The organism is Bradyrhizobium erythrophlei (assembly GCF_900142985.1).
Lineage (GTDB): Bacteria > Pseudomonadota > Alphaproteobacteria > Rhizobiales > Xanthobacteraceae > Bradyrhizobium > Bradyrhizobium erythrophlei_B.
Genome location: NZ_LT670849.1, coordinates 5,466,727 through 5,485,847, shown reverse-complemented (window position 1 = coordinate 5,485,847; position 19,121 = coordinate 5,466,727). Strand labels below are relative to the sequence as shown.

Below are 19,121 nucleotides of genomic sequence, written 5' to 3'. Positions count from 1 at the left end.
CGGATCAAGCCGTATAACCTCCGAAAAGTAGGCCTCTGCTCGCTTATAGTCCTTCTTCTCAAGGTAAACTACGCCGAGATTGCTGAGAGGACGTGCATCGTTGGGGGCGAGGCTGATAGCTTCATTGAATTCGGCGATTGCATGATCATAGTCTTTTTTGAGCCTGTATGCGTTGCCGCGAATGCGGTGACCCGAGGCGCTGCTTGGGTCGAGGCGGACCGATTCTTCCTAGTCGTGCGCTGCGCGGTCGTTGTCTTCTTTGTTTTGGTAGGCAACGCCGCGGTTACCATAAGCACGAGCCAACTCTTCGGGTGTCTCACTAATTGATTCGATGATGGCGGAGCACGCACTAATCCGCCGATCCAACGACAACGCGCTACCACCGCGATCGTTACACCAGTCCCAGTTTTGGGATTGCTGAGCCCTTGCGGGTAGGATGAGGAACAGTACGACACTGACCAGTGCCATGGCGCGGATCGCGCAAATTAACAGAGACCGACTTGCGCGGGTGGTCATTGCTTTCCCACAATTGACGTCTGTGCTTGCCAGAATACAACTCAAACGAGAGAATCGACAAGGGCCATGCAAAAGTCCGCTTATGGGCCCAAACTGGACATAGGCCATGTCCGATTCAATGTCCGCCTTCGGGGATGCAACGGACGCAGCCCGCAACGGACATGAAGTTCGCCGGATGACCGATTACAGATCCGGCAGCCCTGGACGAATCGGCGTCTCCAAGAATCGACTGACCAACAGCGATCCAAACAAGAAGGCGAAACCCAGCACGATGAGCAACATCCCCACGCGAGCTGCCATCAATCCCCAGTCGTCCAGGCTCGCGACGGAAGGCGCGTCCGGTGTTGGCGGAGGCATCGAGGAGGCAGGCGTGTCCTGGTCAAGCGTCGATGCGGCTAAAAGCGTCTCCACATCGACCGAGGGTCGCGTCGCGCGGTCTGGCGTGACCTGATCGGTTGTGGGCCAAGCGGCGGTAGGCGCTTCGCGCACCGGCGGCGTCGCCTCACTGGCAGGCACGGAAGCTGTATCTATCGTTTGCGGCGCGGGCGCTGTCGCCTGCGGCCCGCCTGTCGGGGCCGCGCTCAGCAGTTGAGCCCTTGCATCCAGAACTTCCCTTTTCCGCGGTGCGGCCTCATTTTCTCCGGCGACGATGGCAGACCGCTTCGCGGCGTGAAGTTGGATCTGCCTTCTCACGGAAACGGTCGCTTCATCGGCCTGAAACCAGCATTTCCGGTGGCCATCGACGCGATAGACCCAGTGCTTGCCGGCCACTGGTTTGCCCGGTTGCGGCACACACGCCTCTTGGACAGGAGCTGGCGCGGCGGCCTCTTTCGGGGCGACGTTGAACAAGTCGGTCAAGGGGTTCGAAAACGCAGGCAAGGTCGAAAGACCTGCGAAGAGGAGAGAAGTCGTTACGAAAAAGCGCCAATGGCCGGACATGGAAACTCCGGTGTTGCGCCCCCACCCAGCGGTGACCTTCAAACTCGACCTAGGTCGCAATGCGACCCCAATCCGGCAACCTCGGGAATTTATCTGGGCAGAGAATCCGGGCAATTTTCGCCGGAGCGCCGATCAGAGCGATCAGTGCTGCTCGGCTTCGCTAATGGTCTTGTAGATCCAGGACCGGCCGTCGTGCCGTCGCCATACCCTGCCCCAGACCAGCGATCCGTTGATCGAGCGGCGCGGGATCGTAATCGTCCAGATGTGCCAGACCGCCGACCAGGAAGGCCGGGGCTCGTTATCGAAGCCTCTGAATTCGTCCAAAGAAGAAGGCCGCATAATTCAAAATCATGCCAACAAAAACGGAGGCCGCCGCGCGGAATATGTTCGCGTAGCGACCTCGCAATGCCACGTTTGCCGGCCGCAATTTCCGGCTAAGCCAATCGTAAGCATGCGCCCGGGAGTAGCAACGCAATGTTCGCGTTAAGATTGATACCGCCGCCAAAGGTTAAATCTGGAACAACTGGAACTCGCCGCACTGGTAGCCATAATCTCGGTTTTGGGTTGTCCGGGTTTTGCAGCCGCTTCAAAACGCCGGAATGTTTGCCGGCTTTATCCCATCGTCGTCCTTTGCGTGTTCGCGTTTGCATCGGACGTGATTAGTTCATGAATAAGGAGGCGACCATGCGTTCGTCGTTTCGCATCGTTGGCTTGGCGGCAGTGCTGTTCATCGCATCGTCAGCGCAGGCCCATAGTCGAGGTTTCGCCTGGTTCTTCGCCCACTCCAAACCTCATGGCGCCTGTTCCGGGCAGCATGTGGTCGCGACTTACTATTTCTCGGGACGGCGAACCGCGAGCGGTCAGGCCTTCAATAGCGGAGGATATACGGCCGCGCACCGAACGCTGCCTTTCGGATCGCAGGTAACGGTTACCAATCCCGATAACGGGAGGTCCGTGACGGTGGTCATCAACGACCGCGGACCGTTTACGCACGGGGTTACGCTCGATCTGGCTCACGGCGCGGCCCGCGCGATCGGCATGCACGGCACGCAGTGGGTGTGCATGAACTAAGTTGAGCCGGCTGAAAACGACTGTCCCGCCGCGCGAGCCGCACGGCGGGACAGTTTTTCTCGGTTGTAAGGGTCGACGCTGCGATGACCCCGCGGCCTTAGTCGCGCATCAGGGACTGAGTGCCTTCTTCGCGAACCGACTGAAGGCTGCGCGGGTCGAGGCCGAGCGCGTCGAGGATCGTCGGCGCGACCTGAGTGGTGAAGGTGACGTCGTCGACGATCCTGGCGTGCTTGATGCGCGGCGAGGACATCACCAGCGCCACGTTGCGATCGTCCTTGGACCAGCCGCCGTGTTCGGAGAGCTTGCTTCCGCCGGTGCAGATGACGCCATGCTCGGTGAGCGCGACGAAGTCCGGCACGCGGCTGTTGTGGAACGGATCCTCGTAGATCCGGGCCAGTTCGTCGCGGTCGAGCAGCTTGGTAATATGCAGCTGAGCCGCGTGGGCCTCGATGTAGGCCTTGGCGTCGGCATAGTAGGGATGGCCGGTCGCGGGGTTGGTCGCCTGTTGCAATTCCGGTGACAGCCAGACATACGCCGTGTCGTCGCAGATCTCGAAGCCGTGCGTGCCGAAGCCGGGCGTGTTGGCGTAGAGCGCGTCGGAGATCGCGACACGATCCTTGACGTTGATCGGCGACTGGCCATGCTTGGCGCTGACGATGATCAGCGTTTCGTCGTAGATATTCTGCTTCTTGAGTTCGTTGATGAATTTGCCGAGCGAGTCATCCACGAACTGGAGTTGCAGCGTAAGCGCATTACCGGGTGTCCCCACGGCGTCGGCATAGCCGCCAACAAGCGACTTGTCGCTATCGGCGTTGCCCGCCTTGGCGAGCTTCTGGCCGACGCTGACCGCCTGGAAGTTCATGCCGAAGATCGCAGGCACGGTCTGCTGCTGGGTTCCCGCGCCGTTATTGCCATCGATCCAGTTCAGCACCGCGTTCACTTTCAGCGTGTCGTAGGTGCGCACGCCAATGAAGCTCGTGGTGTAGTCGTCGCCGGGCTTGGCGCCAGCGTCGAGCGTATCCTGCGCATTGATCTCCGGCGCAAAGAGTTCGTCGAGACCGGTGCCCGACGGACCCGCGAGGTCTTCGTAGGCCGGGTGCTTGTCGGACCAGACGGTGTGTTTTCCTGCCGCCTTGATGACTTCGAAGACCGTGTTGGTGCGGACGTACTCGTGAGGAAAGGTCGGCTTGCATACGCCGTTGACCAGCCTGCGCTGCATGTTGTCGGGATCGAGCTGCGTATAGACCTGACCGACGATGCCGCCGCCGTGGAAGTCGGCTAGGCTCTTGTCGAGCGCCTCAAAGTTGGTGATCTCGGTTCCGGCCGGACCCACGCAACCCGGATCGGGAAGATTCTGGCTGGTGTAGAAGGACTTGGAGGGATAGGCGGTGCGGTCGTAGCTGTCGTCATAGAACAGGCCGCCGGTCTTCGCCGTGCCGCCGGTAACCAGCGCCAGCATGCCGGGATAGCTGTCCGACGGTGCGGTGGTCAGGGCGTTGGGATAGACGACGCCGTGGTCGGCAAGCTTGGCGAAGTTGCCGCCGGGGTGGCTTTCGATCCAGCGCTGCAAATCGATCGCGTGCATGCCGTCGACGCTGATTAGCAGCACATGCTTGTGACCATGCCGGTGAGAACGCCCATCGTCGTCATCGGCACGCGCAACCGCAACACCGACGGCGAGCATTGCCGCCGCGATCGCGGCCGTTGACAGGAAACAATTACGAAAACCACGCATGAGTCCGCCCCTCTCCTTGATTCAAAGATGAGAATTGCCTTCACTGAGGCTGCGGCAATCTATTCGCGGCCGGTTGACGCTGCGATGACGCTTTCTTGCGACTTCAATGACCATTCATGGGGTAAAGCGGCAATCGAGGGATCGATCGAATAGCGCGACGTCCGTCGAATTTCGCCAGATGCGCCTTTCAAAATTGCGCAATTTGACATCTCGCAATCCGATTTCGCACGACCGGATAACCCGTTACCGGTGGCTATTCTTCGGGAAGACTCGGCAATCGGCATCACCGGCTTTCTACGCGCGCGACAGGAAAACAGGCTCGCCTGCATCAGGTGGTGAGGTCTGCAACGGACGCAGAGCGACCGTCGTTTTCGCGGGCGGCTATCGTGTTAGGCTAAAATCCAAGCCGATCGAAAAACGAAAAATAAACAGGGAGGAGTTTTCCGTGAAAGCGCTGATATCAGCTGGCTCGGTACTGACCGCAGGTTTGGTGCTGCTGGCAACGCCGTTTCTTCTCCAACCGGGTCTGGCGCAGGAAGGCGTCCCGCAGATTGCCTTCGAGTCGGTGGCGGATTTCCCGAAGCTGCTGGACGGCATGAATTTCGGCGAGGTGCCAGGCGTGGCGGTGAACTCCAAGGGCCACGTCTTCGTGTTCACGCGTTCGAACAGCGCCAGTGGTCCGGCCTATGGGCCGACCGCGGCGCAGCTTCTCGAATTCACCGCCGAGGGCGAATTCATCCGCGAGATCGGCAAGGGCCTCTACGCCTGGGCCTTTGCCCACAGCGTGCGCATCGACAAGGACGACAATATCTGGGCCATCGACAAGGGCTCGGACATGGTCGTGAAGTTCAATCCGGCCGGCCGCGTGCAGTGGGTGTTCGGCCGCCGCAAGGAATCCGCCGACAACGCCCAGCCTTGGGAGCACGTCAATCCGCCGCTGCCGCCGATCGACGGCATGTTCCGCGAGCCGACCGACGTCGCCTGGGACTCCAAAGGCAACATCTACATCAGCGACGGCTATATCAATTCGCGGGTCGCCAAATTCGACGCGCACGGCCAATGGGTGAAATCATGGGGTGAGCCGGGCACCGGGCCGGGCCAGTTTCATCTGCCGCACGCGATCGCCATCGACAACGACGACAATGTTTATGTCGGCGACCGCTCCAACCACCGCATCCAGGTGTTCGACACCGAAGGCAAGTTCTTGAGGATGTTCTCGATCACGGTGCCGCCGGATGCGGCCACGCGCGCCGTCTACGGCAACACGCCGACCGGCGAGCGCCTGGCGCAAGTGATCGGACAGCCCAATTCGATCTGCATCACGCCAGGACCGAAGCAGGTGATGTTCGTCGGTGAATCGACCTATCCGGGCCGCATCTTCAAGGTCGCGCTCGACGGCAAGGTGCTGGGCGTGATCGGCAAATCCGGACGCGAGCTGAAGGAATTCTCAGGCGCGCATGCGCTCGCCTGCCCGTCGGAAAATCTGATCTATGCCGCTGAAACGGCCAATTGGCGGGTGCAGAAGCTGATCCTTCACTGAATAGGGTTAGGGGCTAAACATGAAGGCAAATATCGTACCCGTGGCGGGATGTATCTTGCTCGCGCTGGCCGTTTGCGGCTCGCCCGCGCGAGCCGAGCCGCTTGCGGCCACACGCCTGGCGGTGGACGACGTCAAATGGGAAGGCGATCCGGCGGGAGTTCGACGGGCGTACCTCGTCGGCGACGAAAAAAAGCCCGGCATGTACGCCTACCGCGTCCGCTTTCCGGCCAACCACAAGGTTCAGCCCCATTTTCATCCCGATGAGCGTATCGTCACCGTGCTGTCCGGCACGCTGTATGTCGGCTTCGGCGAAGTGTTCGACGAGAGCGCCATGAAGGCGCTTCCGACGGGAAGCATCTGGACCGAACCGGTCAGGCAACCCCATTTTGTTTTTGCCAAAGACGGTGAGGTCGTCTTCCAGGTCGTCGGCGGCAACGGACCTTCCGGGGTCACGCGCATCGAGCCGAAATAGTCCCGAAGCGAAGTTGCTTCGCTCATCTACTCACAGGCAAGACCGCTTGCAGACCTTCGGAGCGTAGCCATAGTCCGCTCCAGGCGAGAGTGCCGAGATACACTCCGAACAGCACGTGTGTAGCAAGGGGCGCGCCGTGCTGGAACTGCACGGCAACTGCACCACCGAGATATCCGGTCAGCAATACCGCACCCAACGAACTCGTCTTGGGTACCGCGTACAAGACTGTCGCGATGGCCAGTATCCAGCCGAGGATCGGGACCAGATCAGGCCGGAAACCCAACTGGCCGGTCGCCGTGACCGAAGCGGCCGCACCGATAATCTTCATGCCGGCGTCCAGCGCCAGGAAAAGTATGACGAGAGCGCTTAATCCGGCGCCCAGATAACGTATCCAATGAATTTTCATCTCCATCCCCGTCTTCCCGCGCCAAGCGCGGAGCCTTGCCACTAAATTAAATATAGCATACTATAATCAATATGACTGGCAAGCCGGCTTCCCGAAGGCGCTACGACACGAGCCTTCGCGCCGAGCGCGCCTTGGTCACGCGTCAGCGTATCCTTGACGTCGCAAAGGAGCTTTTCACCGCGCGTGGCGTGGACCAGGTCACGCTCGGCGAAATTGCATCCGATGCGGGCGTTTCAACGCCGACCCTCTATGCGCTGTTCCAGTCAAAAACCGGCATTCTGAAAGCCGTCGTCGAGCGCGCCTTCTTCAATCCGCGCTATGCCGAAATTGCCCAGCGGGCGGAGAAAGCCACGGAACCCGGGGAGGTTCTGCGAATTACAGCCTCGATCTCGCGGGTCATTCTGGATGGGGAGCGCGATGAGATCGGTCTCATGCGCGGCGTCTCGGTGTTGTCGTCTGATCTGAAGGCAATCGAAGCAGAGCTGGAGGCGGTGCGCTTTAAGATCCAGGAGGCGCGTGCCAGGCGATTGGTCAAGTTTGTGCCGGCTGCCCGCCGTCTCGGCCTTGGTCGCGTCCGCGACATTTTGTGGATGTATACGGGCCGTGACGTCTATCGGATGCTCGTGCTGGAGCGTGGCTGGTCATCCGACGAATACGAAAGCTGGCTCGCTACGACGCTCATCAAAACACTGATGACATGAAAATGCCGATGCCCTCATAAGGAGAAGCCTATGAAGCAGGGTGATTTCGTTTGGTATGAACTGGCTACCACCGAGCTGGACGCCGCGCAGCGCTTCTACGAGCATGCCACCGCAGCCTGGTCGATCGTGCCGATGGACATGCCCGGCATGGACTACCGCATCGCCAACGTCGGCGGGCGCGGTGTCGGCGGGCTCATGCCGATATTGCCCGAAATGCAGGGTCAGAGTCCGAGCTGGCGCGGCTACATCAACGTCAACGACGTCGATGCCATGGCCGTGCGCGTGAAAGGTGCCGGTGGAGCGGTGCATTATGGCCCGGACGACATCCCCGAGGTTGGCCGCTTCGCGGTGTGCGCCGATCCGCAAGGCGCGATGTTCATGATCTTCAAGGGCTCCGGCGAACCGCCCGCGGATCTTTCGCCCGAAACGCCGGGCGCGGTCGGCTGGCACGAACTCTATACGAGCGACTGGCAAGCAGGCTGGTCGTTCTACTCCGGCCTATTTGGCTGGGAGAAGGCGATTGCCGTCGACATGGGCGGCGGCGGAACCTACCAGACGTTCAACATCAACGGCGTCCATGCCGGCGGCATGATGAACCTACCGGGCGAGCCGCCCGCATGGCTGTTTTACATCACCGTCGACGACATCAAGGCGGCCGCCAAGCGGATCACAGACAGCGGCGCCATCATCCTGAACGGCCCGATGGAGGTGCCGGGTGGCAGCTGGATCGTACAGGCGCGCGATCCGCAGGGCGCAGCCTTCGCTATCTCTGGTCCGAACAAGGGATAATCACGTTCGATCCGATGTCAGCCTTCGGCGCTGAAGTAATTCCCTCGCCGACCTGTACCAGTTGCGCCGGCGCGTCGCCGGAAACAAATCGACCTCTCCCCATCAGGGAGAGGTCGAACGTCAATTTCAGCGAACGGCTTAGTTTGCCGCGAAACAATACAGCAGGCCGTCGCCGCCGGTGCTCTTGAAGTCGGCTTGCGAACAGCCGCCATCCGGACCGCGCGAGGGATGCGAAGAGTTCCACGACTTCGAGGCGTCGTCGTCGCGCAGGCCGATGCGGTCGGTATGGCCGACCACCGCCGCACCTTGGGTCGAGCTCGTCCAGTTCTTGCACGTCTTGTCTTCGCCGGCCGCGAACGCGGTGCCGTCGGGTTGCGATCCGGTCAGGGCGTCGTGACGGTTCGGCGTATCGCCGCGGCCGTTGATCACCTCGCCCTTTTCGCTGAGCGCGGTCTGCTTGGTGAGGTTGTTGGCCGCGCTGTGCAGGTCGGCAACGTCCTTGGCGATCACGGTGCCCTTTGAATTCTGCCACGGTCCCTTGCCGATGCGGTCGCGCGCATTGACGGCGGGCTTGCCGTCGGCGGCCTGCGTCGAGAGATAAGCGTGCCAGGTCTTGGCGGTGGCGCCGGCGGCCGTTGCCAACATCTGACAATGCTTGTCAGCGCCCTCGATTCCGCCGAGGTCCCCGCCCTTGCCGGGACCGGCCGAGGTGACGAAGAAGGTGGTGTTGGCCGATTGGGCCTGCGCCGGCTGCGCGGCAACGCCCGCCAGCAGTGCGACCGACGAGACCAGCGCGAGACGCGAAATGGTTTTGGCAAAACCCGACATTCAAAATCCTCCCATTTGATTCACTTGGCTTTTTGTTTCGCTTAGCTCTGCTTCGGACAGCCCATTGCCTTGAGCCTGCTCGCAACAACCCGTCGAGGCCGACTTTATTCCTTATCTAGTGTCCCGGTTCTGACATTCGTATTATTTCGCGGCAGGCACTTTTACGAATGTCAGAACCAAAGGGACACTAGCAAATCAAAAGCTTCTAGTGTGGCTTAGACTCTGACGTTCCTTTGAAGAGGTCGCTGCAAAGCTGAAAGGAACGTCAGAGTCGCCACACTAGCGACCCAGACATGAAAAGACGCCGCAGGTCTTGACCTGCGGCGTCTTGACGTCTCGCGCTGATTTCCGCCGATCAGGAGCTCTGCTGGATCGCCGATAGTTCCCAGTTGCCGCCGCGCGGGCGCAGGAAGGTCCACACTTCCGTGACCTCCTCCGGCTGGCCGTTGCCTTCGACGACGCGGCCGGTGGTGCGGTCGACGTAGGTGTCGATCACCGAATAGCGCATCGCAACGCTGGCGTAATCGGTTTCACCCTCGCGCCAGGCTTCGGCAAGATCACCCTGAAGCAGCTTTGTGCCGGTGACCTTGTTGACGACGTTGCGCTGCTTGTTCTCCTGGAGATCGTGGGCGAAGTACGACACCATTTCCGGCGTCGCCAGCGAGCTATAGCGGGCGACATCCTCGTCCGACCAGGCTTGCTGGACTTCGCCGAGCAGTCGTTCGAAGGTTTCATAGTCCGCGGGCAGGATCTGAACCGGCGTGCTGCCTGACCCCAAGCCAAAGCCGCTCATGCCCGACCCGTACGTCGCCTGCGCGCCGAGCGGTGACGGTCCGTTGCCGGCATAGGCCGCCTGCGTCTCGTGGCGGCGCTGCCACCACGCCATCGCCATGCGCACCAGGAACACGATCACCGCGATCTGCAACAGCAGCCCGATGATCGACGAAAACCCGCCGAGGCCGCCGAACAGTCCGCCGCCAAACAGCATGCCGAGCAGGCCGGCGCCGAGGAAGCCCGCAGCCAGCCCGCCGAACAGGCCCATGCCCGGACGGTTGAAGAAGCCGCCACCGGCAGGCGTGTTCAAACCGGGGCTACCCGGCTGGGTGATGGTGCGATTGAAGGGCTGGGCGGTATTTGGCGCGGTCGAGGTCGAGGGCGGCGCCGAAAACGTCCGCGAACCGCGCGAGCCCGAGCTCGAGCCGCCGCCGACGCGCGCATCGGCCGACGAGGCCACGATGACCAGCGGCATTGCCAGCGACAAGACGACGGCGAGCGCCTGTACCAAACCGAAAGCCCGATGCCTGAAATTCATGGCGATATTCCTCAAAAACCTCTGTTCCCCGTGGATCTTGCCGCACGTTCGGGGAAGCGCCCTTTAGATGTGCAAGGTCGCTCAAAAGGGAAGCCGCAGCGAGGGGGACAGGCTGCGGCGCGGCGTCGCGGGGATCGATACTTGCAACTCACTGTCAACCTTACTGCGGCGTCATGCAACCTTACTGCGGCGTCATGGTTTCCTTCACCTTGCCCACCAGCTGACTCAGCGTGAAGGGTTTTGGCAGGAATTCGAATTTCTCGTCCTCGTCGAGACTCTTGGCGAACGCATCTTCCGCATAGCCCGAAACGAAAATGATCTTCAGGTCCGGATTGTGCACGCGCATCGCCCGCAGCAGCGTCGGACCGTCCATTTCCGGCATCACGACGTCCGATACCACGAGATCGACCGCGCCGTCTTTTTCCTCCAGCGCTTCGAGCGCCTCGACACCGTTCGAGGCCTCGATCACGCTGTAGCCGCGCGAACGCAAGCCCCGCGCGTTGAGCGAACGCAGGCCCTCTTCGTCCTCGACGAGCAGGATGGTGCCCTGCCCGGTCAGGTCGGTGCGCGGTTTTGCCTCACTGGGCGCATCCTTCGCCGCGCCGTTGGCAGCGGCCGGTTCCACCACCGCCGCTTCCTGCTCGGGGTGATGCCGAGGCAGGAAGATGCGGAACGAGGTTCCCTTGCCCGCTTCCGAATCCACATAGACGAAGCCGCCGGTCTGCTTGACGATGCCATACACCGTCGACAAGCCGAGACCCGTGCCCTTGCCGACCTCCTTGGTCGAGAAAAACGGCTCGAATATCTTGTCGATGATCTCGGGGGGAATGCCGGTGCCGGTGTCACTGACGTCGATGCGGACATACTCCGCCGGCGGCATGCCTTTATAAGAGAGCCTTTCGGCCTCCTGCGCCGAGACGTTGGCGGTCCGGATCGTCAGCTTGCCGCCGTCGGGCATGGCGTCGCGCGCATTGACCGCCAGGTTGACGATCACCTGCTCGAATTGCGAGACGTCGACCTTCACCGGCCACAGGTCGCGGCCGTGCACCGGATCGAACTTGACCTTCTCGCCGATCAGCCGCCGCAGCAGCATGGTGAGGTCCGACAGCGCATCGCCGAGATCGAGCACCTGCGGCCGCAGCGTCTGCTTGCGCGAGAACGCGAGCAACTGGCGCACCAGCGTCGCCGCCCGCGTCGCGTTCTGCTTGATCTGCATGATGTCCTGGAACGACGGATCGGTCGGCTTGTGCGCGTTCAGCAGGAAGTCGTTCGCCATCATGATCGCAGAGAGCACGTTGTTGAAGTCGTGCGCGATGCCGCCGGCGAGCTGGCCGACCATGTCCATCTTCTGCGACTGGTTGATCTGGTTCTCCAGCGCGCGGCGCTCGGTGGTCTCCAGCATGTAGACGATGGCGGCTTCCGCCTCGCGCTCTTCCTCCTCGACAGACGTGACGAAGAACTGTCCCCAGCGCTCCTTGGCGCCGCCGAGCATCACTTCCACCGGCGCGATGTCGCCCTGCCCCTGCGAGGCTTGCGTGATGGCCGCGACCAGCAGGTTGCGGTCGCGCGCATTGACCGCGCTGAAAATCGATTTGGCCGCGGAGCCGTCGGGAGCCAGCCCCTGCGCCAGCTTGGCAAAGCGCGCATTGGCGCGGACGACGGCGCCGGAGCGATCGACCGTCGCGATCGCCATCGGCGTATGGTCGAAGAAGCGCATGAAGCGCACTTCAGCGGCGCGCTGCGGGTCGGCGCGTTCGTCGCGCGCGCGGCTGATCACCAGCGTGCGCGAGGCGCCGGGCGCACCGTCGGCGCCGAAGGCAAGCTTGTGATAGAGCCGGGCCGGCATGGTCTTGCCGGTGCGCATGCGCAGGTCGATGTCGAAGACTTCGGTCGTGACCTCGCCAGGTACGGGCGCAATCGAGGTCAGAAGTGCGGCGCCATCGCCGGACACGATGTCGGTCAGCTTCAGCCCGCCCGAGCCGATCTCGGCGAGATCGTAATCGAGCCAGTTGGCGAGCGTCGCATTGACATAGGCGATCTCGCCGGCGGGGTTGACCGAGAAGAAGCCGCATGGCGCGTGATCGAGATATTCGATCGCGTGCTGCAATTCCTGGAACACGTCCTCCTGCCGCTCGCGGTCGCGGGTGATGTCGGCGATCGACCACACCGCGTATTTGGCCTCGCGCTTGCTCTGGCCGAGCGGACGCACCCGCATCCGAAGCCACCGGCCGTGGACGCTGTCGGTGCCGGCGAGACGGACTTCTTCCTGCTGGCGCTTGCCCTCGCGCGCGGCCTTGAGCAGGCGAAACACCGCCTCCGACACATCGGGATTGCCGATGAATACCCGCTCGACCGGCCGAACGTCCTGCGGCGTCGCCGCCCCGGTCAACGCCAGGTAGGCGGCATTGGAATAAACGACGTGGCCGGAGGGATCGGTGACGGCAATTCCGTCATAGGCGAGATCGGCGATGCGGCGAACGACGGGGTCATCGATCGAACGGTCGGTAAATCGGACGATGCCGGCGGCAAAGGCAAACAGGTTGAACAGGCCGACCATGGCGAGCAGCGCCAGCAGGCCGAGAATATAAGGCTGGGCCTGCGCGCGGCCGATCGTGGTCAGCGCGACCGCGCAAGCCACGATGGCGCCCGCCACCAGGAGCACCAGCAGGATGCTGCCGCCGCGGCGTACCGGCTCATGGGCGGCGGCCGGAGGTAGCGGCGGATGGTGGTCAGGTTCGGCGGTCATCAGTTAAGGAGAGTAGCCTGTCGACACGGGTGGGACGCGCTTATTTTTACGCTAGATTCACTAGATTCGTTCGTGCGGTCGATTTGACATTCGCTCCAGTGGCTCCGCGAGTCTTCCACAGCGAATGTCAAATCCGAAACCGCACGAGAACCGTTAGCTTGCTGGCCACAGAAGTGCCTGAATTGCACCCATGAGCGCAAGTCCATCCGCAAGTTATTAAGCGGACTGTTGATCCTGGCCCGGGGCAACCGGGAACCCCCTGGACCGCATCACGTCCGCCGGGCGGACGCTCCCCGCTTGAGGCCCATGACGTAGCCGATGATCTCGGCGACCGCGTGATAGTGCTCGACCGGAATTTCCTCGTCGATTTCGACCGTGGCGTAGAGTGCGCGCGCCAGCGGCACGTTCTCGACGATCGGAATGCTGTGCTTGCCCGCGATCTCCCTGATCTTGAGCGCGATCAGGTCGACACCCTTGGCGACGCATACCGGCGCCTGCATGCCGCGCTCGTAGGACAGGGCGATCGAATAGTGGGTCGGGTTGGTGATGATGACCGAGGCCTTGGGGACTGCTGCCATCATGCGCTTCTTCATGCGCGCCTGCCGCAACTGGCGGATGCGGCCCTTGATGTGCGGATCGCCTTCGGACTGCTTGAATTCCTCCTTCATCTCCCGCAGCGACATCTTCTGCCGCTCGTACCATTGCCGGTACTGGAAGAAATAGTCGGCGATCGCGACCACCGCGAGCAAGGCGACCACCGCGCCCATCAGGTGCACCGTCAGACCGACGATCACGCCGAACAGCGACATCGGATCGGACCGCAGCATCGATTCGAGGCGGTGCCGCTCCGGCCACAGGACCGCGGTCATGACCGCCCCTAACGCGATGACCTTGAACAGGCCCTTGGCGAAATTGGCCACCGCCTGTTTGCCGAAGACGCGCTTGGCGCCTTCCATCGGCGAAATCTTGGAGAGTTTGGGTTTGAGCGATTCGCCCGACCATACGAGGCGGTGTTGCAGCATGTTGCCGGCGATCGCCGCGATCACGAGCATCAACAGCGGCACGCCGATGGCGGCAAACACCGCATATTCGAGATGTTGCGCCAGTTGCAAAAGAGCTGGACCATCGGTGCGGAGCATCCAGGAATTGGCGATGACGTTCTTCAGCGGCGTCTGGATGCCGCCGATCGAGCCGGCAAAGGTCGAAAGAACAAGGGTGGCGCCGGCAATCATGAACCAGGTGTTGACCTCCTGGCTCTTGGCGACGTCGCCGCGTTCTAATGCATCGTCCAGACGTTTTTGCGTGGGGTCTTCTGAGCGTTCGCCGCCATCATCCTCATCAGCCATCGTCAGCTCACCTGATCGGAATGAGGTCGTGCATGACGGCGACGAAGTAGTCGAGGAAGCTTCCCATCATCGCCGCCAGCACGACGGAAAAGATCAGAAAGCCCGCGAGGATCGATAGTGGGACGCCCACGAAATAGACCTGCATCTGCGGCATCAGCCGGGCGAGCACGCCAAGGCCGATATTGAAGACGAGGCCGAAAACCAGAAACGGCGCAGACAGTTGCATGCCGATCTTGAACGCCGCAGCGAACGCGCGGGTGGCAAGTGCTGCGACATCGCCACTCGGCACTATTTCGCCCGGCGAAAAGATCGAATAGCTGTCGTTGAGGGCGGCGATCACCAGATGATGGCTGTCGGTCGCAAACAGCATGGTCACGCCGAGCAGCGTGAGGAAGTTGCCGATCACCACCCCTTGCTGGCCCTGCGTCGGGTCGACCGAGGTGACAAAGCCAAGACCGAGTTGCTGGGCGATCACGGAGCCCGCGACCTGAAGGGCTGCCAGCGTCACCCGCGCGGTGGCCCCGAGCACGATCCCGATCAGGATCTCGTACATCATCAAAACCAAAAGCGCCGGAAGCGCGTCCAGATTGACGTGATAGTCCGCACGGTGCAGCGGCAGGATGATCAGCGCGAGCAGAAGCGCGATCGCAAGCTTGATGCGCACCGGAATATTGGATTCGCCCAGTCCCGGCAGCAGCATCACCATGGCGCCGACGCGGGCGAACACCAGCATGAAGGATGCCGCCAGGACCGGCAAAAGAGAGATATCGATGCGCATCTAAACTCATAGTGCCATCAGCCGCCTATGATTCGCGACGAGATCCGCATCATGTGGCTGTGCAGCGAGTCGGCCATGAATGGCAGCGCCAATAATAATGTCACAAAGATCGCCAGGATCTTCGGCACGAAGATCAGCGTCTGTTCCTGAATCTGGGTCAGCGCCTGGAACAGCGACACCACGACGCCAACCACAAGCCCGACCACCATCAGCGGCGAGGACACCACCACGATCGTCCAGATCGCATCGCGCGCCACGTCGAGAGTTTCTGCACCGGTCATTTCACGCTCTCACTGCTCGAACCACATGGTCAGCGAATAACGAGCAGCGAATGGCTCCCCTTGGCCGCCATTCGCTACTAGCCACTCCCCCGTCAAATCGCCATCTTCATGATGTCTTCGTAGGCTGCGATCACCTTGTCGCGCACCGACACCAGCGTCGAGACCGCGACATCGGTCTCCGCCACGGCCGTCACCACGTCCATCACGTTGGACTTGCCTGACGCCATCGCAACCGTCTGCGCATCGGACTTGCGGCCGGCATCGAGCACGCCGCCGACGGCTTCCTTGAGCATGTCGCCGAAAGAGAGCCCGCCGGTATCCGTCGGCTTGGCAGCCGATGCGTTGTCGAGCATGCGGGCGGCGGAAGCATAGGCATTGGCGGCAATCGTGGGTGAAGCCATCGGTCAAGCCTTCCTGTCAGGTCTTCAAGATATCGAGCGTGCGTTGGATCATCCGGCGCGTGGCGCTGATGATGTTCAAATTGGCCTCGTAGGATCGCTGCGCCTCCCGCATGTCGGTCATTTCGACCATCGGATTGACGTTCGGATATTTGACGTTGCCGGCGGCGTCCGCGGCCGGATTGTTCGGCTCGTATTTGACGTGAAAGTCCGATCGATCCGGCCTGATCTTGCCGAGCGTCACCACCTGGGCGTCGAGCGCGCGGTCGAGCGCCGACGAAAACGTTGGCACCTTGCGCCGGTAGGGATCGCCGCCCGCGGTCGGCGCCGTCGAATCGGCGTTGGCGATATTTTCCGAGATCACCCGCATGCGGCCGGCCTGGGCGCGCAGGCCCGAGGTCGCAATCCCCATCGAGCGGACGAAGTCGTTTGCATCGCTTGCCATAATGCGCTTCCCCCGTAGTTATACGGACCCGACCATCGGCTAGCCCTTGCCGATCGCTGTTTTCAGAAGATGCAGGCTCTTGGAGTAGAGCGAGGTCACCGCCGCGTAATCCATCTGGTTGGCGGAGGTCTTGAGCATTTCGTCTTCGAGGTTGACCGCGTTGCCGGCCGGGCGGGTCAGAAATCCGGCGCGGCGGTTCTGGCCAAAGGTCGGGTCGGCGTCGCCTGCGGTGATGTGGCTCGAGGCGGTCCGCGCCATCGGCAGCGAGGCTGCGGCGCCGTCGACCTTGCCGCTGGCTGCTTCGAATTTGGGCTCGACCAGGTCGCGTGGCTTGAAATTGGGCGTATTGGAATTGGAAACGTTTTCGGCGAGCACCCGCTGGCGTTCCTGGTGCCACTGCATCTTGGTACGCAGCATCGACAGCGCCGGAAGGTCGTTGATGGGCATCGCCGCGCTCCACCTTGGCTCGCGGCCCGATGCCGCTGAAGGTAGGCAGAATTTGCCGCGCGTATGGTTAACGGCTGGTTAAAATCGCACCGGCGCCGCGCTTTCGCATTTGAGCCGGGATGCAGCGCGTGCCAAATCGATTCGAGCGCAATTTCGCCACGAATGCTGCGTTAACCAAGGGGATCATCCGCATCCGCATTCTGAGAAGTCGTTTTGGCCCAGCCGATTCATGGGTTATTAAGGCTGGCGGGGGACGGCAGCTTTTGCCGTGGGACATTAACTTGAGCCGGACTTGAGGGCTCAATCGGGGCGTTGTGGGTTGCTTCGACCGTTTGCCTCTGGCCAGCCAGGCCTTGAGGGGCAATAACGGTTCGCCGGGGACAAAGCATGCAGGCACTTACTTTTTTCTTCGCGTTTGTGGTGGTCCTGGCGCTGATCGGCGTCGTGGCCTGGCTGATCCGCCGATTCGCCTCGAATCGCCTTGGCGCCAACACCCAACGCGGAAGGATGCCTCGCCTGGCCGTGATCGATGCCGCTGCGGTCGATGGACGGCGCAGGCTTGTGCTGGTCCGGCGCGACAATGTCGAGCATCTGCTGATGATCGGCGGCCCGACCGACATCGTCGTCGAACCCAATATCGTGCGCGCTGCGCCCAGCCGCGATCAGTTGCCGCCACGGCCGGCCGTTGCCAGCCCCGACATGCAGACCCGGATCGCGCCGTTGCCGGACGCCGCCGGCTGGGGCGATGGTGAGGCCGCACGCGTCGAACCTTTCGATCACGAGCCGCAAATGCCCGAGCCGCCGCCGCGCCCCCAGCGCCCGGCCTTCGCCGACGAAGCGCGCCGGCCGCAGCGCGCCGAACGCCCCGCCGATCCGCTCGCCGGATTCTCGCCCGAACCGATGGGTGGCCGTCCCGAACCCGTGGTACCGCCGGCCCCGCCTCGCATGCCGCGCGGCGAACCGATGCCACGCGGCGAGCCGATGCCGCGCAGCGAACCGATGATGCCGCGCCCGGTGCGGCCGCCGCCTGTCGAGCCACCGAAGGCGCCGCCGCGCGAAGTGCGTCCCGCAACCCCGCCCTCACCGCCGCCGATGCCGCCACCGATGGCTTCTGCGGACCAGAATCTTGCCGAGATGGCGCAACGGTTGGAGGCCGCGCTTCGACGGCCGGGCGGTGACGCCGTTGCGCCGCCGGTTGCGCCGGAACCGCCGGCCGCCCGCCCGATACCCCGCAGCGAGCAACCACCGGCCGCACCCGCAGGCCCCGCGCCCAAGAGTGGCTTCGACAATCTCGAAGACGAGATGGCGTCGCTGCTCGGCCGCCCGAAGAATCCTTCGTGAGGCCGGCGGGCCGTCCGCGTAGAGTTTTATTTTTAAGTACTCTTCTCACCGCCGGCTTGCTGGCCGTGCCCGCATGGGCGCAGGACATCAGCATCAATCTCGGCGGCCAGAACGGCGGCGGCGTGACCGAGCGCGCGATCCAGCTGATCGCACTGCTCACCGTGCTGTCGATCGCGCCGTCGATCCTGATCATGATGACGTCGTTCACGCGTATCGTGGTCGTGCTGTCGCTGTTGCGCACCGCGCTCGGCACCGCGACCGCGCCGCCGAACTCCGTCATCCTCGCACTGGCGATGTTCCTCACCGCCTTCGTGATGGGGCCGATCCTGCAAAAATCCTACGACGACGGCATCAAACCGCTGGTCGCCAACCAGATTAGTGTCGAGGACGCGCTTCAGCGCGCTTCCGTGCCGCTGCGCGGCTTCATGCTGAAGAACGTCCGCGAAAAGGACGTCAAGCTGTTCATGGACATGTCGGGCGAACCGCCGCCGGCAACGCCGGACGCAATGTCGCTGCGCATTCTGGTGCCGGCCTTCATGATCTCGGAATTGAAGCGTGCGTTCGAAATCGGCTTTCTTCTGTTCCTGCCCTTCCTGATCATCGATCTCGTGGTGGCTTCGGTGCTGATGTCGATGGGCATGATGATGCTGCCGCCGGTCGTGGTGTCGCTGCCTTTCAAGCTGATCTTTTTCGTGCTGGTCGACGGCTGGTCGCTGGTCGCGGGCAGCCTGGTGCAGAGCTACGGCGGCGGCTAGGCCTACTATCGCGGCGGCCGGCTCAGTCCTTGACGTCGTACTGCTTGCTGAGGTGATCGCCGATCTGGACGATCATCGCGACGCATTCCGGATAACCCGGTCGCGCAATGGTCGCCTGATCCGCCGAGGTGCGAAACTCCCAGCTGCCTTCATTGCGAAGGATCGTGATTTCGATGCCGTCCGGGCAATCGGAATCATGCGCCTTGAGTTCGGCGCGCGCCATTGCAATCAGTTCGGCTGCGGATTTAACAAGCTTGCTCATCGGACTTCCCCAC

21 protein-coding genes and 1 pseudogene are annotated in these 19,121 nt (G+C 62.3%); 7 read left to right on the top strand and 15 right to left on the bottom strand.

The window, feature by feature from the left end:
• Nucleotides 1-9: 9 nt before the first annotated feature.
• From BUA38_RS38835 to BUA38_RS26060, 3 genes and pseudogenes are all read right to left on the bottom strand, one after another.
• Nucleotides 10-210 (bottom strand): annotated as a pseudogene (locus BUA38_RS38835) (tetratricopeptide repeat protein); the annotation flags it as partial.
• A gap of 489 nt (nt 211-699) precedes the next feature.
• Entirely contained in the window at nt 700-1,455 is a 756-nt protein-coding gene (locus tag BUA38_RS26065; RefSeq protein ID WP_072822447.1) for a hypothetical protein, read from the bottom strand.
• 141 nt (nt 1,456-1,596) lie between these two features.
• On the bottom strand, nt 1,597-1,779 hold the full coding sequence (locus BUA38_RS26060; RefSeq protein ID WP_244553052.1) for a hypothetical protein: 183 nt from the start codon (nt 1,777-1,779) through the stop codon (nt 1,597-1,599).
• A 360-nt stretch (nt 1,780-2,139) separates the two neighbouring features.
• On the opposite strand from BUA38_RS26060, the gene BUA38_RS26055 reads away from it, so the two are divergent.
• Nucleotides 2,140-2,526: a septal ring lytic transglycosylase RlpA family protein gene (locus BUA38_RS26055; protein ID WP_072826443.1), complete on the top strand. Its 387-nt coding sequence runs from the start codon at nt 2,140-2,142 to the stop codon at nt 2,524-2,526.
• Between the two features lie 97 nt (nt 2,527-2,623).
• Here the strand turns inward: BUA38_RS26055 and BUA38_RS26050 are convergent, their stop codons facing one another.
• Complete coding sequence (locus BUA38_RS26050; protein WP_072822444.1) at nt 2,624-4,261, bottom strand: alkaline phosphatase family protein; 1,638 nt, start codon at nt 4,259-4,261, stop codon at nt 2,624-2,626.
• A 445-nt stretch (nt 4,262-4,706) separates the two neighbouring features.
• Between BUA38_RS26050 and BUA38_RS26045 the strand changes: the two genes are divergently transcribed.
• Nucleotides 4,707-5,801, top strand: coding sequence for a peptidyl-alpha-hydroxyglycine alpha-amidating lyase family protein (locus BUA38_RS26045; protein ID WP_244553051.1), 1,095 nt, complete (start codon nt 4,707-4,709; stop codon nt 5,799-5,801).
• Nucleotides 5,802-5,856: 55 nt separating this feature from the next.
• Nucleotides 5,857-6,273, top strand: coding sequence for a cupin domain-containing protein (locus BUA38_RS26040; RefSeq protein WP_156898727.1), 417 nt, complete (start codon nt 5,857-5,859; stop codon nt 6,271-6,273).
• Between the two features lie 22 nt (nt 6,274-6,295).
• Here the strand turns inward: BUA38_RS26040 and BUA38_RS26035 are convergent, their stop codons facing one another.
• Nucleotides 6,296-6,685, bottom strand: coding sequence for a DoxX family protein (locus BUA38_RS26035; RefSeq protein ID WP_156898726.1), 390 nt, complete (start codon nt 6,683-6,685; stop codon nt 6,296-6,298).
• 125 nt (nt 6,686-6,810) lie between these two features.
• Between BUA38_RS26035 and BUA38_RS26030 the strand changes: the two genes are divergently transcribed.
• Both BUA38_RS26030 and BUA38_RS26025 read left to right on the top strand, forming a co-directional pair.
• Complete coding sequence (locus BUA38_RS26030; RefSeq protein WP_172806094.1) at nt 6,811-7,380, top strand: TetR/AcrR family transcriptional regulator; 570 nt, start codon at nt 6,811-6,813, stop codon at nt 7,378-7,380.
• A 30-nt stretch (nt 7,381-7,410) separates the two neighbouring features.
• Nucleotides 7,411-8,169: a VOC family protein gene (locus BUA38_RS26025; protein WP_072822439.1), complete on the top strand. Its 759-nt coding sequence runs from the start codon at nt 7,411-7,413 to the stop codon at nt 8,167-8,169.
• A gap of 138 nt (nt 8,170-8,307) precedes the next feature.
• Here the strand turns inward: BUA38_RS26025 and BUA38_RS26020 are convergent, their stop codons facing one another.
• From BUA38_RS26020 to flgB, 9 genes are all read right to left on the bottom strand, one after another.
• Entirely contained in the window at nt 8,308-8,997 is a 690-nt protein-coding gene (locus tag BUA38_RS26020) for a lectin (RefSeq protein ID WP_072822437.1), read from the bottom strand.
• 355 nt (nt 8,998-9,352) lie between these two features.
• Nucleotides 9,353-10,309: a Tim44 domain-containing protein gene (locus tag BUA38_RS26015; protein ID WP_072822435.1), complete on the bottom strand. Its 957-nt coding sequence runs from the start codon at nt 10,307-10,309 to the stop codon at nt 9,353-9,355.
• A gap of 181 nt (nt 10,310-10,490) precedes the next feature.
• Nucleotides 10,491-13,055 (bottom strand): cell cycle histidine kinase CckA, encoded by a 2,565-nt coding sequence (gene cckA, locus BUA38_RS26010; protein ID WP_072822433.1) that lies wholly within the window; start codon nt 13,053-13,055, stop codon nt 10,491-10,493.
• A gap of 269 nt (nt 13,056-13,324) precedes the next feature.
• Nucleotides 13,325-14,401: a flagellar biosynthesis protein FlhB gene (gene flhB / locus BUA38_RS26005; RefSeq protein WP_072822431.1), complete on the bottom strand. Its 1,077-nt coding sequence runs from the start codon at nt 14,399-14,401 to the stop codon at nt 13,325-13,327.
• A 7-nt stretch (nt 14,402-14,408) separates the two neighbouring features.
• On the bottom strand, nt 14,409-15,179 hold the full coding sequence (fliR, locus tag BUA38_RS26000; RefSeq protein ID WP_072822430.1) for a flagellar biosynthetic protein FliR: 771 nt from the start codon (nt 15,177-15,179) through the stop codon (nt 14,409-14,411).
• 17 nt (nt 15,180-15,196) lie between these two features.
• Entirely contained in the window at nt 15,197-15,460 is a 264-nt protein-coding gene (gene fliQ / locus BUA38_RS25995; RefSeq protein WP_027540419.1) for a flagellar biosynthesis protein FliQ, read from the bottom strand.
• A 92-nt stretch (nt 15,461-15,552) separates the two neighbouring features.
• Nucleotides 15,553-15,861, bottom strand: a complete 309-nt coding sequence (gene fliE, locus BUA38_RS25990) for a flagellar hook-basal body complex protein FliE (RefSeq protein ID WP_072822428.1) — start codon at nt 15,859-15,861, stop codon at nt 15,553-15,555.
• A 16-nt stretch (nt 15,862-15,877) separates the two neighbouring features.
• On the bottom strand, nt 15,878-16,303 hold the full coding sequence (flgC, locus tag BUA38_RS25985; protein ID WP_072822426.1) for a flagellar basal body rod protein FlgC: 426 nt from the start codon (nt 16,301-16,303) through the stop codon (nt 15,878-15,880).
• Nucleotides 16,304-16,342: 39 nt separating this feature from the next.
• On the bottom strand, nt 16,343-16,750 hold the full coding sequence (gene flgB, locus BUA38_RS25980) for a flagellar basal body rod protein FlgB (RefSeq protein WP_072822425.1): 408 nt from the start codon (nt 16,748-16,750) through the stop codon (nt 16,343-16,345).
• Between the two features lie 387 nt (nt 16,751-17,137).
• Here flgB and BUA38_RS25975 point away from each other — a divergent pair, with 387 nt between their 5' ends.
• Both BUA38_RS25975 and fliP read left to right on the top strand, forming a co-directional pair.
• On the top strand, nt 17,138-18,091 hold the full coding sequence (locus BUA38_RS25975) for a flagellar biosynthetic protein FliO (RefSeq protein ID WP_072822423.1): 954 nt from the start codon (nt 17,138-17,140) through the stop codon (nt 18,089-18,091).
• The gene (gene fliP, locus BUA38_RS25970; RefSeq protein WP_072822421.1) at nt 18,088-18,846 is read left to right on the top strand and encodes a flagellar type III secretion system pore protein FliP; all 759 of its coding nucleotides are present in this window, start codon (nt 18,088-18,090) and stop codon (nt 18,844-18,846) included. The genes BUA38_RS25975 and fliP overlap by 4 nt, the downstream gene beginning before the upstream one ends.
• A 22-nt stretch (nt 18,847-18,868) precedes the next feature.
• Here the strand turns inward: fliP and BUA38_RS25965 are convergent, their stop codons facing one another.
• Complete coding sequence (locus tag BUA38_RS25965; RefSeq protein WP_072822419.1) at nt 18,869-19,108, bottom strand: hypothetical protein; 240 nt, start codon at nt 19,106-19,108, stop codon at nt 18,869-18,871.
• Nucleotides 19,109-19,121 lie beyond the last annotated feature (13 nt).

Excerpts from the sequence above, each read along its gene's own strand:
- BUA38_RS26065 (WP_072822447.1), bottom strand. The coding sequence starts at position 1,455 with ATGTCCGGCCATTGGCGCTTTTTCGTAACGACTTCTCTCCTCTTCGCA.
- BUA38_RS26055 (WP_072826443.1), top strand. The coding sequence starts at position 2,140 with ATGCGTTCGTCGTTTCGCATCGTTGGCTTGGCGGCAGTGCTGTTCATC.
- BUA38_RS26050 (WP_072822444.1), bottom strand. The coding sequence starts at position 4,261 with ATGCGTGGTTTTCGTAATTGTTTCCTGTCAACGGCCGCGATCGCGGCG.
- BUA38_RS26035 (WP_156898726.1), bottom strand. The coding sequence starts at position 6,685 with ATGGAGATGAAAATTCATTGGATACGTTATCTGGGCGCCGGATTAAGC.
- BUA38_RS26025 (WP_072822439.1), top strand. The coding sequence starts at position 7,411 with ATGAAGCAGGGTGATTTCGTTTGGTATGAACTGGCTACCACCGAGCTG.
- BUA38_RS26020 (WP_072822437.1), bottom strand. The coding sequence starts at position 8,997 with ATGTCGGGTTTTGCCAAAACCATTTCGCGTCTCGCGCTGGTCTCGTCG.
- BUA38_RS26015 (WP_072822435.1), bottom strand. The coding sequence starts at position 10,309 with ATGAATTTCAGGCATCGGGCTTTCGGTTTGGTACAGGCGCTCGCCGTC.
- cckA (WP_072822433.1), bottom strand. The coding sequence starts at position 13,055 with ATGACCGCCGAACCTGACCACCATCCGCCGCTACCTCCGGCCGCCGCC.
- flhB (WP_072822431.1), bottom strand. The coding sequence starts at position 14,401 with ATGGCTGATGAGGATGATGGCGGCGAACGCTCAGAAGACCCCACGCAA.
- fliR (WP_072822430.1), bottom strand. The coding sequence starts at position 15,179 with ATGCGCATCGATATCTCTCTTTTGCCGGTCCTGGCGGCATCCTTCATG.
- fliQ (WP_027540419.1), bottom strand. The coding sequence starts at position 15,460 with ATGACCGGTGCAGAAACTCTCGACGTGGCGCGCGATGCGATCTGGACG.
- fliE (WP_072822428.1), bottom strand. The coding sequence starts at position 15,861 with ATGGCTTCACCCACGATTGCCGCCAATGCCTATGCTTCCGCCGCCCGC.
- flgC (WP_072822426.1), bottom strand. The coding sequence starts at position 16,303 with ATGGCAAGCGATGCAAACGACTTCGTCCGCTCGATGGGGATTGCGACC.
- flgB (WP_072822425.1), bottom strand. The coding sequence starts at position 16,750 with ATGCCCATCAACGACCTTCCGGCGCTGTCGATGCTGCGTACCAAGATG.
- BUA38_RS25975 (WP_072822423.1), top strand. The coding sequence starts at position 17,138 with ATGCAGGCACTTACTTTTTTCTTCGCGTTTGTGGTGGTCCTGGCGCTG.
- BUA38_RS25965 (WP_072822419.1), bottom strand. The coding sequence starts at position 19,108 with ATGAGCAAGCTTGTTAAATCCGCAGCCGAACTGATTGCAATGGCGCGC.